Below are 15,499 nucleotides of genomic sequence, written 5' to 3'. Positions count from 1 at the left end.
TCATGTCCGCCGCGCACCACCGGCGGCGGCGCCTCGCCGTCACGCTCCTCACCGTCGCCGTGATCGCCGCAGCCTCGCTCCTCGCCGCCGGCTCCGGACCCACCCCACTCTCCGTGCAGGCGACCGTCACCGGCACGGCGGCCGGTGCGCCGCTCCCGGCTGGGTTCCTCGGCTTCTCCCTCGAATACAGCGCGATTCACGCCTACCTCGGCCGCAGTCCGCGCGCCCTCAACCCTGTCTTCCTCACCCTCATCCGCCAGCTCAATCCCGGACAGGCCCCGATCCTGCGGATCGGCGGCGACAGCACCGACCACACCTGGTGGCCGCTGCCGGGGCTGGTCGAGCCCGCCGGGGTCAGCTACACCCTCACTCCGGACTGGCTGGCGACCGTGCACGCGGCGGCGGCCAGGCTCGGGGCCCGGCTCATCCTCGGCGTCAACCTCGCCGCCGACAACCCGCAGGTCGCCGCCGCGGAGGCCCGTGCCCTCGTGTCGGGGGTCGGCGGCCAGTACGTCGCCGCGCTCGAGATCGGCAATGAACCGGACGTGTACACCCGGTTTGCCTGGTACCGAACACGCGCCGGGCAGGTGGGCTTCGCCCGAGGGCGCGGCTGGAACGAGGAGGCCTTCAGCGCCGAGTTCGATCGCTGGGCGGCGGCACTGCCCGCGGTCCCCCTCGCCGGCCCGGCCGACGCCTACGCCACCTGGATGGCGAACCTCGGCCGCTTTCTCGCGACGGCCCCCCGGCTCGGGATCGTCACGTTCCACCGCTACCCGCTGCGGGGATGTGGCGCGGAGGCGACCGGCCCGCTCGCCCCGACGATCACCCATCTGCTCGACCGCGCCTCGAGCCGCGGGCTCGCCGCGAGCGTCGCCCCGTTCGCCCAGGTCGCCCACGCGGACGGGCGCCCGCTGCGCGTGGACGAGCTCAACTCGGCTTCCTGTGGCGGGCGTGCCGGGGTTTCGGACACGTTCGCCTCCGCGTTGTGGGTGCTTGACACCCTGTTCGCGATGGCCCGGGCCGGGGTCGACGGCGTCAACCTGCACACGCTGCCCGGTGCCGCCTATGCGCCGTTCCGCTTCAGTGACCGCCACGGCCACTGGTCGGGAACGGTCAGCCCGCTCTACTACGGGATGCTCATGTTCAGCCGTGCCTTCCCGCCCGGCGCCCGGCTGCTGGCCGCCCACGCGAGCCGGAGCGCCCTGCGGATCTGGGCGACCCGCGGCGCCCACGGCACCGTCCGCACGGTCCTCATCAACGACAGCGCGACCACGCCCCTTCGCGTCCGTCTCGCGCTTCCCGCGCCGACGCACGCGTCCCTGACCCTCGAGACGCTCACCGCTCCGGGCCTCACCGCCCGCGCCGGCGTCCGCCTTGGGGGCCGGACCTTCGCGCTGCACACCCCCACCGGCCGGCTCGCCAGCCCGGTCCTCACCGGTCTCCGACTCAGACACGGATTGGTGTCCCTGACGGTCCCACCTGCGAGCGCCGCTCTTCTCACCGGCTGAGCGTCGTCTCCCGGTTCCGGTCCACCGGGACCGGAACCGGGCCGGGCCGGTCTCCGATCCGGGGCGATCAGACCCCGGCCTTGTGGAGCTCCCGGTGCAGGTCGCGGGCGAACTTCGGCCCCACCCCGGCGACGGCCTCCAGTTCCGCGGCCGAGGCGGAGAGGACCGCCTCGGGGGAGCCGAAGTGGGTGAGCAGCGCCCGCTTGCGCGCCGGGCCGATCCCCGGGACCTCATCGAGGATCGAGGCGGTCAGAGCCGCGTCCCGGCGCTGGCGGTGGTGGGTGATCGCAAACCGGTGTGCCTCATCCCGGATCCGCTGGAGCAGCTGCAGCTCCGGGGTGTCGTGGGCGAGCAGCAGCGGATCGGGCCGTCCGGGGATGAACACCTCCTCGATCCGCTTGGCGAGCGAGATCACCGTCACGCCGCGGTCACGGAACCCCTGCAGCGCCCGGAGTCCGGCGGCGAGCTGGCCCTTTCCGCCGTCGATCACGATCACGTTCGGGAGCGCGGCGAAGCTCGGGTCGTAGTCCCCGTCGTGGGGGGAGCGCTCGTGGTGGGCTTCGAACTGCGCGTAGCGGCGGCCGAGGATCTCCTCGAGGCTGGCGAAGTCGTCGGGGCCGTTCTCTCCGTCACCGACGACCCGCACCTTGAAGCGGCGGTAGTCGGACTTCTTCGGGGCGGCCCCCTCGAAGACGACCATCGACGCGACCGTGTTCGTGCCCATCAGGGTCGAGATGTCGTAGCACTCGATCCGCAGCGGGATGGCGTCGAGCCCGAGCGCGGCCGCGAGTCCGTCGAGCGCCTCGACCCGCTGCTGGCGCCGGCGCTGGGCGCGCAGCCTCTCCTGGTCGAGGGCGAGCCGGGCGTTGCGGTCGGCGAGTTCAAGCATCCGCCGTTTCGCGCCCCGTTCGGCGGCCCGTACCTCGACGCGGGCCCCGCGGCGCTCGCTGAGTACCTCCGCGAGCGTCGCGGTGTCACTGACCTCCTGGGCGACGATCACGAGCGGCGGGATTACCATCGTCGCCGTGTAGTACTGGAGGGCGAAGGCGGGCAGGACGTCGGTGATCGGAGCGTCGGCAGCGTTGTCGAGGTAGAAGCTCTGGCGGTCGGCGAGGATGCCGTCCCGGACCTGGAACACCTGGGCGTTGGCGTCCCCGTCGGCACTCGCGATCGCGATCGCGTCGAAGCTGCCGGCCTGATCGCTGACCACCCGCTGGCGCTCGAGCAGCGAGCGGACGGCGGTGAGCCGGTTGCGTTCCCGGGCGGCGTCCTCGTAACGCTGCTCGGCGGCGGCCATCCGCATCTCGAACTCGATCCGCTGCTCGATCTCCTTGTAGCGGCCTGACAGGAAGGCGATCACCCCGTCAATCCCGGCCCGGTACTGCTCCTGGGTGACGTAGCCGACGCACGGCGCCTCACACCGCTTGATGTAGTAGTCCAGGCACGGCGAGCCACTGCGGCGGCCCGGGGTCGGACCGTCGCAGGAGCGGTACAGGAACACCTTCTCAAGCACCTCGAGAGTCGCGCGGACCCGCTTGGCGCTTGAGAACGGGCCGAAGTAAGTCCTGCCGCGGCGGTGGCGCTCACGGGTGAAGTAGACGCGCGGGAACGCCTCGTCGAGGCTGATCCCGATGAACGGGTAGGACTTGTCGTCACGCAGACGGATGTTGAACCGCGGCTGGTACTGCTTGATGAAGTTCGCCTCCACGAGCAGCGCCTCGGCCTCGGTGCGGACGACGAGCGCCTCGATCGTGTCGATCATCCCGAGCAGGTCGCCGCCGGCGCGGGTGCTCGGCTTGTTGAAGTGGCTGTAGACCCGCTTGCGGATCGAGATCGCCTTACCGACGTAGAGGACTCGCCCGCGATCGTCTCGGAACAGGTACACCCCCGGCTCGTCCGGCAGTTCGCGGCGGCGGTCGGCGGAGAGGACTGGCACGCCTCTGAGGGTAGAGGCCGCATCCGCCGGCTCGATCAGGCGCGGGCGGCGTGTCGAGGGTCACGCCGGGCTCGAATCGCGGTCCCGATCAGGGCGAGCCCGGCCACGGCGAGGACGAGCCCACAGAGAGCGACGGTCTCACCGGATCCCGGAGTGGCGGGATCGCTGACGTAGTGGGCGCCACCGCCCCGGCCCAGGGCGAGGAGGAGACCGTTGGTCGGAGCGTGGAGGATCGCCCGCACGGTGAAGGCGAGCGCGATCAGCGTGCCGGTGAGGGCGACCGCGACGGCTCCGGGGCGACCCCGCAATCCGGCGGCGGTGATCCCGACGGAGAGGACGGCGAACAGCTCACCGACGCTTGCGTACACCTGGAAGGCATTCGGGGCGGCCGGGATTCCGAACAGCGCCGGCCCGGGAAAGCGGGCGCGTTCGATCGGGGGCAGTTGATGGCTCCAGGTGAGCAGCAGCGACAGCGCCAACAGCCCCGCGCCGGCGACACTGAGGCGCCGACCGACCCGGATGAGACCGTCGTCACGCACCTGGGCCGACGGTCAGTACTGACGGGCGCTGCGGATCACCGCGAACAGGGCGTAGCCGGCCCCGATCAACAGCACGAGCCAGCCGATGTTGCCCGCCGGTCCCTCGTTCCACAGCGTGCTCGTGCCGGTGAGGGTGAGGGCGATCACCCCGGCGGCGGCGTAGGCGATCGCGCGGCGACGGTCCTCGAGCGCGTAGATGGTGACGCGATGCTCACGGTAGAGGCGGGCGGCGACCCAGACGAAGGCGCCGAGGAACGCGAGGTAGACGAACTCGAGCGCCGTGCTCGAGGCGGTACCGCCGCCGGGAACGACGTCTACGAGCGCACCGAGGATCAGGATGATCGCGACGTTGCGGATGGTGGGGGAGATCGTCGGCATCGGTGCCGCTCAGACGAGGGCGGGGGTCTTGGCGCCGCTCGTCACAGCTCGCGCTTGGCCTGCGGCCGCGGGGGCGGGCTTGGTCGCCGCGGCGGGAGCGGGGACGGTATCGACGGTCGGGACGCCGTCGGCGGCGGGCATGGGGTCGAGCGGTTCAGGTGCGAACCGGTAGCCAACCCCGAAGTGGGTGTGGACGTAGCGCCAGCCGGGCGAGAGCCGTTCGAGCTTGGTGCGGAGCTTGCGGACGAACACGTCGACGGAGCGGTCACCACGCACCATCATGTAGCCCCAGACACGCTGGTAGATCACCTCGCGCTCGAGCACCCTCCCCTCGGCGGCCGCGAGCTGATGCAGCAGCTCGAACTCCTTGCGGGAGAGGCCGGCCGGCTCGCCGCCGACATACGCGTCGAAGCGGTCCGGACGGATCGTCAGCTCACCGACGCTGAGCGGGACGTCCTCATCCGGCTGAGCTCCGACGCGCCGTCGCCGCAACACCGCCTGGATCCGGGCCACGAGCTCCTCCGGGTGGACAGGCTTGGCGATCCAGTCATCGGCACCGCCGCGCAGAGCGCGGACTCGGTCGGCGACCGTGCCGTGGCCGGCGATCAGCAGCAGCCCGACCGACGGTGCTTTGACTGCGAGCTGCTCGACGTACTCGAGGCCGGTGAGGGCCGGGTTGAGCACGAGCGCGTGCACACGAAGGGCGGCGAGCTGCTCGGGAGCCGGCGCGTAGCTGAGCAGCTCGTGGGTCCAGTGCAACGCGTCGAGTCGGCGCGCGAGCACGGTCAGCAGTCCACTGTCGTCGTCCAAGAGGGCGATCCGGACCGCCGCCGAGTCGGTGGAGATCGACATCGTGCCCTCCAGTGTAGGGCCGCCGCGGACGGACGCCGCGCCTGGCCGCGTCAGCCGGCGACGCGCTCGTACTTCGCGTACAGGCCCTCCACCTTCGCCTTGGCCGCCTCATAGCGGTCACCGAGCTCGACGCTCCAGCCCTTGACGAGCTCCGCCTCGATCGCCGCGAGCTCAGCCTCGGCCGCCGCAATCTGGGCCTCGAGCCGGCTCGCCTGCGCCGCCGCCGGTCGGGCCGGCGGTCGGGCCGGGGTTGGCGCCCGTGCGGGGCGGGCCTTCTTCGCCTTCGCTTCGGCGGCCTCAGCCTCGCGCTCGGCGCGGACCCGGAGGTACTCGGGCCACCCGCCGACGTAGGAGCGCAGGGTCTGGTCCTCGAGCGCGATCGTCCGCGTTCCGACGGCGTCGAGCAGAGCTCGGTCGTGGGAGATCAGCAACAGCGATCCCTGGAAGCCGGCGAGGGCGTCCTCGAGTGCCTCCCGGCTGTCGATGTCGAGGTGGTTGGTCGGCTCATCGAGGATGAGGACGTTCGCTCCCGACTGGACGAGGATCGCCAGCTGCAGGCGCTGGCGCTCACCACCGGAGAGGCCCTCGAGCGGCTTCTCGGCGTCCTCGCCGCTGAACAGGAACCGGCCGAGCAGGGCCCGCGCCTGCCCGGGCGGCAAGCCGGTACGCTTGACCGCCGCCTCGATCACCGTCCGCGCGCTGCCGGCGCCGAGCGAGTCGGCGTGCTGGGAGAGGAAGCCGATCTTGACGTTGTGGCCGGTGGAGAGCCGCCCGGTCACCTGCGGGCCGCCGTCCGTCGCAGCCGGCGTGCCCACAGCCGCCGGCGGAGCGGCCTTCAGCGCCATCCCGGTCGCATCCCGGGCCTCCGAGCCGTCGTCGGCGAACGGCCGGGCGCCGGCGAGCGTCTCGATCAGGGTCGTCTTGCCCGCCCCGTTCGGCCCGACGAGGGTCACGTGCTCGCCCCGTTCGAGCCACAGCTCACCCTGATCGAGCAGCGTTCGCTCGCCGATCGCCATCCGGCCGTCCGAGAACTCGAAGACGATCCGTCCCGACCGTTCCGGCGGCTTGAAGGCAAAGGCAAGCGACTCCCGCTCGCGGGGGTCTCGCGTCACCCGGTCGATCCCCGCGAGCCGCTTGGCCCGGGATTGGGCCTGTCGGGCCCGGGTGCCCGCGCTGAAGCGGGCGACGAACCGTTCGAGCTTGTCGATCTCGGCCTGCTGGCGCTCGATCGCCCGGCCGAGCGCCAGCTCACGGGCGGCCTTCTCCTTGCGCCACTGGTGCCAGGTGCCCGGGAAGAACTTCGCCCGGCCGGCCTCGAGCTCGAGCACGCTGGTGGCGACCGACTCGAGGAACCAGCGGTCATGAGCGACGATGACGATCGCCGCATCGAGGGACACGAGATGGCTCTCGAGCCACTCGAGCGAGGCGATGTCGAGGTGGTTGGTCGGCTCGTCGAGCAGCAGCAGATCGGGTTTGCCCGCGAGCGCCCGCGCGAGCGACGCCCGCGTCAGCTCGCCGCCGGAGAACGTGTCGAGGCGACGCTCGAGCAGCTCCGGGGCGTTGAACCCGAGCCCGTTCAGGGTGGCGAGCGCCTCCTCCCGCCACGTGTATCCGCCGGCGGCCTCGAGTTCGGCCTGCGCGTCGGCGTAGGCGTTGAGGGTTGCCTCAGCGTAGTCACCGTCGGCCATCCGCAGCTCGAGGCCGGCGAGGCGTTCCTCGAGGGCAAGCAGCTCCGGCGCGCCGGAGAGGATGTAGTCGCGCAGGGTGATGTCCCGCTCACGCGGGGGTCGCTGGTCGTGCAGCTTCACCTTCGCGCCCTTGGCGAACACGAGCTCGCCGCCGTCGATGGACTCCTCACCCGCGAGCATCCGCAGCAGGGTCGTCTTCCCCGCCCCGTTGCGCCCCGACAGGGTCATCCGGTCGCGCGGCTCGAGCTTGAAGGAGATCCCCCGGAACAGCGGGTCGCCCTGGAGGTCCTTGCGCAGATCGGAGGCGATGAGAACGGCCACGATCGCCAGGGTAGTTCGCCGTGGCCGGCGGGCCGGTGGCGCGATGGGTCCCGTTCGCGAGCCGGGAACCCGAGGGCGCGATGGCTAGACTCGACCCGCATGGCTGCTGCGACGTTCGCGCCCATGCCCCCATGTCCGTTCCCGGCCGCACGCACCGTTCAGGTGAACGGGCGTGGCGAGTTCTTCCTGCGGGACTCCGACCCCGCCCATTCCCCCGGCGAGCCGGAGTCCCGTCCGGTCGTGCTGCTCCTGCACGGCTGGATCGCCTCCGCCGACCTCAACTGGGCCGAGGTCTATACCCCGCTCATCGCCGCGGGGTACCGAGTGCTCGCCATCGACCACCGCGGCCATGGGCGCGGCCTCCGGACGACCACGCCGTTCCGGCTCGCCGAGTGCGCCGCGGACGCCGCCGCCGTCCTTCGCGAGCTCGCTCTCACCCCCGCCGTGATCGTCGGCTACTCGATGGGCGGCGCGATCGCCCAGCTCGTCCGCCGTGACCACCCTGACGTCGTCGGCGCCCTCGTGCTGTCGGGAACCGCCCAGCACTGGCAGGATCCGCAGCTGCGACGCTCCTGGCGCGCCCTCGAGATCGGCGGTGTGCTGATGCGCCTTGCGCCGAACCGGTTCTGGGACTGGGGTCTGCGCCGTGTCGGCCTGCACCCGAGCCCCGAAACCGCCTGGGTGCGCTGTGAGCTCACCCGCCACAACGTCCCCGACATCCTCGAGGCCGGCCGCGAGCTCAGCCGCTTTGACAGCCGCCCCTGGCTCGGCCCCGAGCCGACCCCCGCTGCGGTCGTCCTCACCTCCCGGGACACCGTCGTCCCGCCCCGCAAGCAGCGGGATCTCGCCGCCGCGCTGGAGGCCCCGATCTTCGACGCCCCGATCGACCATCTCGAGGTCACCGGCGCCGGCGCCCGGTACACCGACGCGCTGCTCGCCGCCCTCGCCGCGGTCACCTCCGAGATGGCGACACGCGTCGGAGCCAGCCGGTAAGATCGGCCGCCATGATGCGCCGATTGAGAACCCTCATCCTCTGCCTCGGGCCGTTCCTCGCCCTGCTCGTCTCGGCCGGCCCGGCGCTGGCGGCCGCCACCGGCGGGGAGGGCCTCTACGGACCCACCAACGCCATCGTCATCACGAACACGATGTTCGTCCTGCTCGGTTTGTTCCCGACGATCATCGTCGTGTTCTCGCTGATCCAGGCGTGGCTGGACCGGCGCAAGCACCGCAAGATGGACGCGGAAGCCGCCGCCCGGGCCGCCAGCCCGGTCAAGACCGGCTGGTAGGCCACCGGGCCCGGTGAGCCGGCGCTGCAACTGGCGCCGCCTCCCCCAGCCAGACGGTAGCTTTTCGACCCGTGAGCTACTTCCTTACCGGCGCCACCGGGTTCATCGGCCGCAACCTCGTTGAACGACTCCTCGCCCGGCCCCCCCGGCCCGACGGCGTCCCGGACATCCACCTTCTCGTCCGCGCCCGCTCCCAGGAACGGCTGTCGCAGCTGATCTCAGGCTGGGATCAGACCGGCCTCAACGCGTCCGGCCGGATTCGGCCGGTGATCGGCGACCTCGGATCGGACCGGCTCGGGGTCTCCGACGACGATCTCGAGAGCCTGCGCAAGGCCGGGATCGACCACTTCTTCCACCTCGCGGCGATCTACGACATGACGGTCACCGACGACGCGAACCGGATCGCCAACGTCGAGGGGACACGGCACGCGGTGACGCTCGCCAACGAACTGTCCGCCGGGATCCTTCACCACGTCTCCTCGATCGCGGTGGCCGGCGAGTACAAGGGCCTGTTCCGCGAGGACTACTTCGACGAGGGCCAGCCGCTCAAGCACCCGTACCACAAGACGAAGTTCGAGGCCGAACGGCTCGTCCGTACCCAGACCGCCGGCGCCTGGCGGGTCTACCGGCCGGCGATCGTCGTCGGGGACTCACGCACCGGGGTGATGGACAAGATCGACGGTCCCTACTACTTCTTCAACCTGATCAAGCTGCTGCGCCACTGGCTGCCGGGATGGTTTCCCCTCGTCGGCCCCGAACTCGGCTTCACGAACATCGTGCCCGTGGACTTCGTCGCCGGCGCGCTCGACCACATCGCCCACCAGCCCGGACTCGACGGCCAGGCCTTCCATCTCACCAACCCACGCTCCCAGCGCTCCGGGGAGGTGATCAACGCCTTCGCCCGCGCCGCGCACGCCCCCCAACTGTCCCTGCGGATCGACACTCGCCTGCTCGCAGCCCTTCCCAAGGGCACGGTCGGGATGCTCATGCAGCTGCCGGCGGCCCGGAACATCCGCCGGACCCTACTCGCCGACGTCGGGATCCCGGAGGAGGTGATCGAGCATGTCCGGCTCGTCCCCCAGTTCGACGCCCGCGACACCGAGCGGGCGCTGGCCGGCTCCGGGATCGCCGTTCCCGAGCTGGAGACCTACGCGGCCCGGCTGTGGGACTACTGGGAACGCAACCTCGACCCCGACCTGTTCCGCGATCGCTCCTTCGAGGGTGCGGTCAACGGCAAGACGGTGCTCATCACGGGTGCCTCCTCCGGGATCGGCCGCGCCGCAGCCATGAAGATCGCCGCCGCCGGTGGCATTCCGATCCTCGTCGCCCGCGGAATGGACAAGCTGCTGGAGGTCCAGCGCGAGATCGCCGACGCCGGGGGGACGTCCTACGCCTACTCGGCCGACCTCTCGAGCATCGACTCCATCGACGAGCTGTGTCAGCAGATCACCGCCGAGCATCCGGCCGTCGACGTGCTCGTCAACAATGCCGGCCGCTCGATCCGGCGCTCGATCGCCCTCTCCTATGACCGCTTTCACGACTTCGAACGGACGATCCAGCTCAACTACCTCGGGACGATCAAGCTCGTCATGGGGCTGCTGCCGGGGATGCGTGAGCGGCGGTCCGGCCACGTCATCAACGTCTCCTCGATCGGCGTGCAGACGAACCCGCCGCGGTTCTCCGCCTATGTCGCCTCCAAAGGGGCGCTCGATGCCTGGACGCGGGTCGTCGGCTCGGAGTGCATCTCCGACAACGTCCACTTCACGACGATCCACATGCCGCTCGTCCGGACGCCGATGATCGCCCCGACGAAGATCTACGACAGCTTTCCGACGATCTCCCCGGATGAGGCGGCGGACCTCATCTGCGAGGCGATCCGCGCCAAGCCCAAACAGATCAACACACGTCTGGGGACGTTCGGCGAGGTCGCCTACGCGCTCTTCCCCAAGGCAGTGGATCAGATCCTGTCGACCGCCTACAAGGTGTTCCCCGACTCCGCGGCCGCCCGGGGCGAGATCAACCCGGAGGAGCGCGCCTCGACCGAGCAGGTCGCCCTCGCTCACCTGATGAAGGGGATTCACTGGTAGGTGTCGGTGTGGCGCCGGGGGGCGGCTGAGCCCGCCCCCCGGCTGAGCCGACGGCCGGAATGCGGGAGCTGCCGACCGATAGCCGACCCTGCGAAGATGTCTCAGCCGATGTCGTTGCGAGCTCGAGCCTGGGAGCAGACGCACACCCACCACCACCGTGCGTTCCCCGCCGATCGCCTGGCGGCCGAACGGTCCGAGTCGGTCTCGGTCTGTCTTCCCGCCCGCAACGAGGCGGCGACGATCGGCCCGATCATCGCCGCGCTCGTGCCGTTACTTGATGCCGGGGTGATCGATCAGCTTGTCGTCGTCGACGACTCCGAGGACGGGACCGGCGCGATCGCCGCGGCCGCCGGGGCCGAGGTGTATGACCAGGCCGCCCTCGTGCCCGAACTCGGGCCGGTGCTCGGCAAGGGAGACGCGATGTGGCGGGCTCTCACCGTCCTCGACGGTGAGGTGATCTGCTTCCTGGACGCGGACTCGGAGGATTTCGGCGACCACTTCGCGCGCGGGCTGCTCGGTCCGCTGCTCGTCGACGGGACGGGGTCAAGTGGCGCGCGGACCGAGTTCGTCAAGGGGTTCTACCGGCGCCCGTTCAAGGTCGGCTCCCTCACCCTGCCCGACGGGGGAGGTCGCGTCACCGAGCTCACCGCCCGGCCCCTGCTCGAACTCTTCTACCCGGAGCTTGCGGGGATCCGCCAGCCGCTCGCCGGGGAGATCGCCGCCCGTCGCAGCCTGCTCGAGAGCCTTCCCTTCGCCACCGGTTACGGGGTCGACATCGCCCTGCTGATCGACGCCTACGCCGAGATCGGCCTCGAGAGTCTAGCCCAGGTCGACCTCGACGTCCGCCAGAACGCCCACCAGGCTCTCCGGGACCTACGCCCGATGGCGAGCGCGGTCCTCGCCGCCGTCCACACGCGACTTCAGCGCGACGGGCGCTACGCGGGCACCTCAAGCGAGGCGACCGTCGAACGGCCGCCGTTGCTTTCGCACCGTCGCGCGGCGGCCTGAACGTCCCCACCACAGGGCGATCGCCGCTGTGGGTCGGTGAGTGCAGCGAGGATGGTCCCGAGTCGTGACCGGAAGAAGTGGTGTCCCGCATCCGGGTCGAGGTGGACCCGGCAGCAGGGGAGCGCCGCCGCGAGCGCGAGCGCATGGTCGACTGGGACGAGGCGATCTCCGACACCGTGCCAGAGGTCGACCTCCGCGCCCACGGGATGCCGGGCCGCCAGGGCGCGAGGAAACGGGCCCCGAGACGCGCGCACACCGCATCCAGGTCGACGCTGGCGGCCACCGGCGTTCCGAGCGCTCCGTGGCAGTAGACGACCGGGCAACCCTCCGCGGGTCCGTTCACCGACCAGGCGAGCCGACGACCGTCAGCAAGCTGGATGTAGGCGGGGGTGGCAGGGGTGCGAGGACGCATCGCGGGAGGGAGGTTCCCGTCACAGCGAAGCCTACGGGCGTCTCAGGCGACGGTTGTGTCGTTGTTGAGAAGGCCCAGCAACGCCGCGCTGAAGCGGTCCGGATCCTCCACCATCGGCACGTGCCCGGTGTGGGTGAGCCGGACCGTCGGCGCCTCTGGACGGACGCGGAGAATGTCCTCGAGGGCGCGGATCGGCACCGTGCGGTCCTCCTCACCCCAGATCAGCGCCACCGGGGCGGACACCGCCGCCAGCTGCGGGCAGAGGTCGGCGGCCGCGATCGCCGCCAACGCCGGACCGGTCCGCCGGGCGGCCGCGGAGGCCTCGAGCATCGCGCGCGCGACCGTCGGCGGCACCCGGTCAGGCTCGGCGACTGAGAGGGCGAGCAGCAGTCGCCGCCCCCACGCGACGTCGGTGAGCGGCGCGACATGGCGCCGGGCGGCGAGGAACGCGTCGGCGCCACCGTTGAGCAACCCGGCAACCGGCGCGGCGGTCAGCAGCGCGAGGACGGCGTCAGGCAGCGGCCGGCAGCCCGCCGGCGCGACGAGGACGAGCCGGCCGATCCGCGCGGGGTGGCGGTGGGCGATGACGATCGCGACGCCGCCGCCGAGCGAGTGCCCGACGAGATCGAAGCGACCGTCGACCCCTCGCTCGTCGAGGTCAGCGACGACCGCGTCGGCGACCTCGGCGAGGTCGAATCCCACACCCACCGGCGGGCTTGCTCCGAACCCGGGCAGGTCCGGGCAGATGATCGTGGGACGCCGGCGCCCGAGCGCCGGAGCCACCGTCGCCCAGATCCGGTGGTCGGTGGCGATCCCGTGCAGCAGCACGAGCGGGCGCTCCCGCCTGGCTGCGGGCGAGTTCAAGGGCTCCAACATTTCCAACATCCTAAGGTTGGGTCAGATGAACGTTCCCTTCAGCATGGCCCGTGAGACGTCTGAGGACGGCAGCTTCACCCGCCAGACCTCGCGCTTCCGTGACGTCGTCAGCCCCGACGCGAGCGGGCGCTTCCCGCTCGAGCCGGGGCGGTACCACCTGTATGTCTGCCGCGCCTGCCCGTGGGCGCATCGGACGATCATCGCCCGCGCGCTGCTCGGGCTCGAATCGGCGATCACCATCTCCTACGTCGACCCGGTCCGCGACGGGCGCGGCTGGGCGTTCACGGGTGACGGGTATGAGGATCCGGTCAACGGGTTCGAACGGCTCGAGGAGGCGTACCGGCGCAGCGACCCCGATTTCTCTGACCGGGTGACCGTCCCGGTCCTCTGGGACCGCGGTGAGGGCGTGATCGTCAACAACGAGTCGGCGGACATCCTGCGGATGCTCCACAGCACCTTCCGGCCGCTCGCCGAGCGTCCGGTCGAGCTGGCGCCCGCCAGCCTCGCTGTCGCGATCGACGAGCTCAACGAGGCGATCTATGAGCCGGTCAACAACGGCGTCTATCGGGCGGGCTTCGCCCGCTCCCAGGCGGCCTACGAGGCCGCCGTGGATGACCTCTTTGCGATGCTCGACCGCCTCGATGCCCGGCTCGCCGAGCAGCGGTTCCTGTTTCCCGGTGGGCGACCCATGGAGACTGACATCCGCCTCTTCACCACCCTCGTCCGGTTCGACGCCGTCTACCAGATCCACTTCAAGTGCAGCCGGCGCAAGCTCGCCGAATACGCGCACCTATGGCCGTATCTGCGCGACCTCTACCAGTGGCCCGGGTTCGGGGAGACCGTCTCCTTCGATGAGATCCGGGCCCACTACTACCGGACCCACCCTGAGGTCAACCCGACCGGCATCGTCGCGGTGATGCCCGACCTCGACTTCCTCGCCCCGGCTGGGCGGGAGTCCCTCACCTGAGCGCCCGCCTAATCGGTTCCCTGGTTGGAGGCGGCGGCGGTCGCGACATCGATCGCATATGTCGCTCGCGCCCGGAGGAGGAAAACCCCGGCCAGGGCGACGGTGGCGAGCATGATGATGAAGCTCCACTCCAACCCCTGGGCCGCCGAACTGCTGAGTGGTGCGACGTGGGTGTGGGTGCCGACCGGGGTCTGCTGGGGGATTACGCCCGCGACGAGGTCGGCGAGCGCTCCGAAGGTGACCGGGGCGACCGCCTCCGCAAGCGAGCGCACGACCGTACGGATCGATTCGGCGCGGCCCCAGAGGCCGGCGGGCATGATGTCGAGCCGGGCCGCGTTGAGGGCCGGGTTCGCCGCCGTGATCAGGGCCGCTCCGGCCGTGTCGAAGTAGATCGCCGGGGTGAGGCTCGTGCCGAGGAACCCGGGGACGAGCAGCACGACGGCGAGCAGATAGCAGACGGCGGGCACCCACACGCGCCCCTGGAGGTGGCCGCGGTCGAGCAGCAGGTCGGTCACTCGCCCGCCGACGAGCGTGCCGATCAGCGCGCCGACGACGAGGAAGACGAGCACGAGCTCGGCTTCAACCTGGCCGGCGTGGTAGCGGCCGCGGATGAACAGGATCGCGAACGTCGTCAATCCGCCGAAGAAGAAGTAGCCGAGGCTCGAGCTGACGATCATCAGCACGTTCGTCGGGACGGCGATCGCATAGCGGACGACGTCGGCGATTCGCATCCCCCGGGGGTCCTGGTGGAGGATACGTTCGGGCTCGGGCTCGACCCCGGCCGCACGGACCGCCTCCCGCGCCCGGTCGTCCCCGACCTCGGCCGCGCCCAACGGGGGCGGTCCGTGCGCCGTGTCCGCAGCGCCGCCGACCGAACCGGCCGACGAGCCGACGGGAGACGCCACGCGCACCGGAGGGCGGTCGAAGACGACCGTCGGATGCAGCCCGCCGTCTTCGAACGCCTCCGCGCCCGGGTAGAGGTGGCTCTGCCCGCCGCGCTTGGGTTCCGGGACCCCGCGCCACAGGGCCCAGGCGAGAAAGATCCCTGGGAGGGCCAGAAGCACGAACGCGGCCCGCCAGCCGACAATGCTGGCCACCGATCCGCAGACGATCACCCCGAGCGCGTTGCCGACAAGCTCCCCGCCAAGGATGTAGGCGTAGACGCGGCCGCGCTCGCCCGCGGGGAAGAAGTCGCCGGTGAGGGACGCGATCGCCGGTCCGGCGGTTGCGACGACCGCGCCGAGCAGGAGGCGGCTGATCAGCAGATCGCCGTAGTTGGCCGCGAAGGCTCCGAGCAGCGAGGCGATGCTCCACAGCACGATGCTCGCCGCCAACAGCGGCATCCGTCGGATCCGATCGACGAGCATCCCGACCGGGATCGTCGCGATCGCACCCATCAGCAGGGCGACCGAGCTGAGCAGGCCGATCCGCGTGTTGCCGATGTGCAGCGCGGTCTCGAGCTGGGGGGCGACGGCGCCGACGGTCGCCCCATCCGCCCCGCTGAGACCGAGCGTGAAGGCGAACAGGAGGATGATCTTCGCTCGGACCGGTCCGCCCGCCCGGCGCACGAACTCGCCGCGCAGCGCCATCGCCACCCAACGGGTGGCGCGACTCGCACTTTGGCGGGGTCCTGAGCGCGTC

General features: G+C 71.2%; 14 protein-coding genes. 7 read left to right on the top strand and 7 right to left on the bottom strand.

Annotated elements, in window-relative coordinates; genetic code table 11:
- Nucleotides 1-2 precede the first annotated feature (2 nt).
- Nucleotides 3-1,508: a glycosyl hydrolase family 79 C-terminal domain-containing protein gene (locus M3M55_RS10855; RefSeq protein WP_249009524.1), complete on the top strand. Its 1,506-nt coding sequence runs from the start codon at nt 3-5 to the stop codon at nt 1,506-1,508.
- A gap of 67 nt (nt 1,509-1,575) precedes the next feature.
- Here the strand turns inward: M3M55_RS10855 and uvrC are convergent, their stop codons facing one another.
- The 5 genes from uvrC to M3M55_RS10830 are packed head-to-tail and all read right to left on the bottom strand — an operon-like array spanning nt 1,576 to nt 7,222.
- Entirely contained in the window at nt 1,576-3,444 is a 1,869-nt protein-coding gene (uvrC, locus tag M3M55_RS10850) for an excinuclease ABC subunit UvrC (protein ID WP_249009523.1), read from the bottom strand.
- Nucleotides 3,445-3,479: 35 nt separating this feature from the next.
- Nucleotides 3,480-3,983 (bottom strand): hypothetical protein, encoded by a 504-nt coding sequence (locus tag M3M55_RS10845; RefSeq protein ID WP_249009522.1) that lies wholly within the window; start codon nt 3,981-3,983, stop codon nt 3,480-3,482.
- Between the two features lie 12 nt (nt 3,984-3,995).
- Nucleotides 3,996-4,361, bottom strand: coding sequence for a hypothetical protein (locus M3M55_RS10840; RefSeq protein ID WP_249009521.1), 366 nt, complete (start codon nt 4,359-4,361; stop codon nt 3,996-3,998).
- 9 nt (nt 4,362-4,370) lie between these two features.
- Nucleotides 4,371-5,213, bottom strand: a complete 843-nt coding sequence (locus M3M55_RS10835) for a response regulator transcription factor (RefSeq protein ID WP_249009520.1) — start codon at nt 5,211-5,213, stop codon at nt 4,371-4,373.
- A gap of 50 nt (nt 5,214-5,263) precedes the next feature.
- Nucleotides 5,264-7,222: an ABC-F family ATP-binding cassette domain-containing protein gene (locus M3M55_RS10830; protein WP_249009519.1), complete on the bottom strand. Its 1,959-nt coding sequence runs from the start codon at nt 7,220-7,222 to the stop codon at nt 5,264-5,266.
- Between the two features lie 123 nt (nt 7,223-7,345).
- Between M3M55_RS10830 and M3M55_RS10825 the strand changes: the two genes are divergently transcribed.
- The 5 genes from M3M55_RS10825 (at nt 7,346) to M3M55_RS10805 (ending at nt 11,914) form a co-directional block, all read left to right on the top strand.
- Complete coding sequence (locus M3M55_RS10825; protein WP_249009518.1) at nt 7,346-8,215, top strand: alpha/beta fold hydrolase; 870 nt, start codon at nt 7,346-7,348, stop codon at nt 8,213-8,215.
- Between the two features lie 14 nt (nt 8,216-8,229).
- On the top strand, nt 8,230-8,508 hold the full coding sequence (locus tag M3M55_RS10820) for a hypothetical protein (RefSeq protein ID WP_249009517.1): 279 nt from the start codon (nt 8,230-8,232) through the stop codon (nt 8,506-8,508).
- A 71-nt stretch (nt 8,509-8,579) separates the two neighbouring features.
- A complete protein-coding gene (locus tag M3M55_RS10815) occupies nt 8,580-10,595 on the top strand; it encodes an SDR family oxidoreductase (RefSeq protein WP_249009516.1) in 2,016 nt (671 codons plus the stop codon).
- A gap of 108 nt (nt 10,596-10,703) precedes the next feature.
- Nucleotides 10,704-11,603, top strand: a complete 900-nt coding sequence (locus M3M55_RS10810; RefSeq protein WP_249009515.1) for a glucosyl-3-phosphoglycerate synthase — start codon at nt 10,704-10,706, stop codon at nt 11,601-11,603.
- A gap of 80 nt (nt 11,604-11,683) precedes the next feature.
- Nucleotides 11,684-11,914 (top strand): hypothetical protein, encoded by a 231-nt coding sequence (locus tag M3M55_RS10805; RefSeq protein ID WP_249009514.1) that lies wholly within the window; start codon nt 11,684-11,686, stop codon nt 11,912-11,914.
- 143 nt (nt 11,915-12,057) lie between these two features.
- Here the strand turns inward: M3M55_RS10805 and M3M55_RS10800 are convergent, their stop codons facing one another.
- Entirely contained in the window at nt 12,058-12,891 is an 834-nt protein-coding gene (locus M3M55_RS10800) for an alpha/beta fold hydrolase (protein WP_249009513.1), read from the bottom strand.
- A 25-nt stretch (nt 12,892-12,916) separates the two neighbouring features.
- Here M3M55_RS10800 and M3M55_RS10795 point away from each other — a divergent pair, with 25 nt between their 5' ends.
- Nucleotides 12,917-13,858 carry a glutathione S-transferase family protein gene (locus tag M3M55_RS10795; RefSeq protein WP_249009512.1) on the top strand — a complete coding sequence of 314 codons (942 nt, stop codon included), beginning with the start codon at nt 12,917-12,919 and terminating at the stop codon, nt 13,856-13,858.
- A gap of 8 nt (nt 13,859-13,866) precedes the next feature.
- Here M3M55_RS10795 and M3M55_RS10790 read toward each other — a convergent pair whose 3' ends face one another.
- Nucleotides 13,867-15,447, bottom strand: coding sequence for an MFS transporter (locus M3M55_RS10790; protein WP_249009511.1), 1,581 nt, complete (start codon nt 15,445-15,447; stop codon nt 13,867-13,869).
- Nucleotides 15,448-15,499 lie beyond the last annotated feature (52 nt).

The sequence above is a fragment of the Conexibacter sp. DBS9H8 genome, assembly GCF_023330685.1.
GTDB lineage: Bacteria > Actinomycetota > Thermoleophilia > Solirubrobacterales > Solirubrobacteraceae > Palsa-465.
This window is presented reverse-complemented; position numbering and strand designations above follow the sequence as displayed.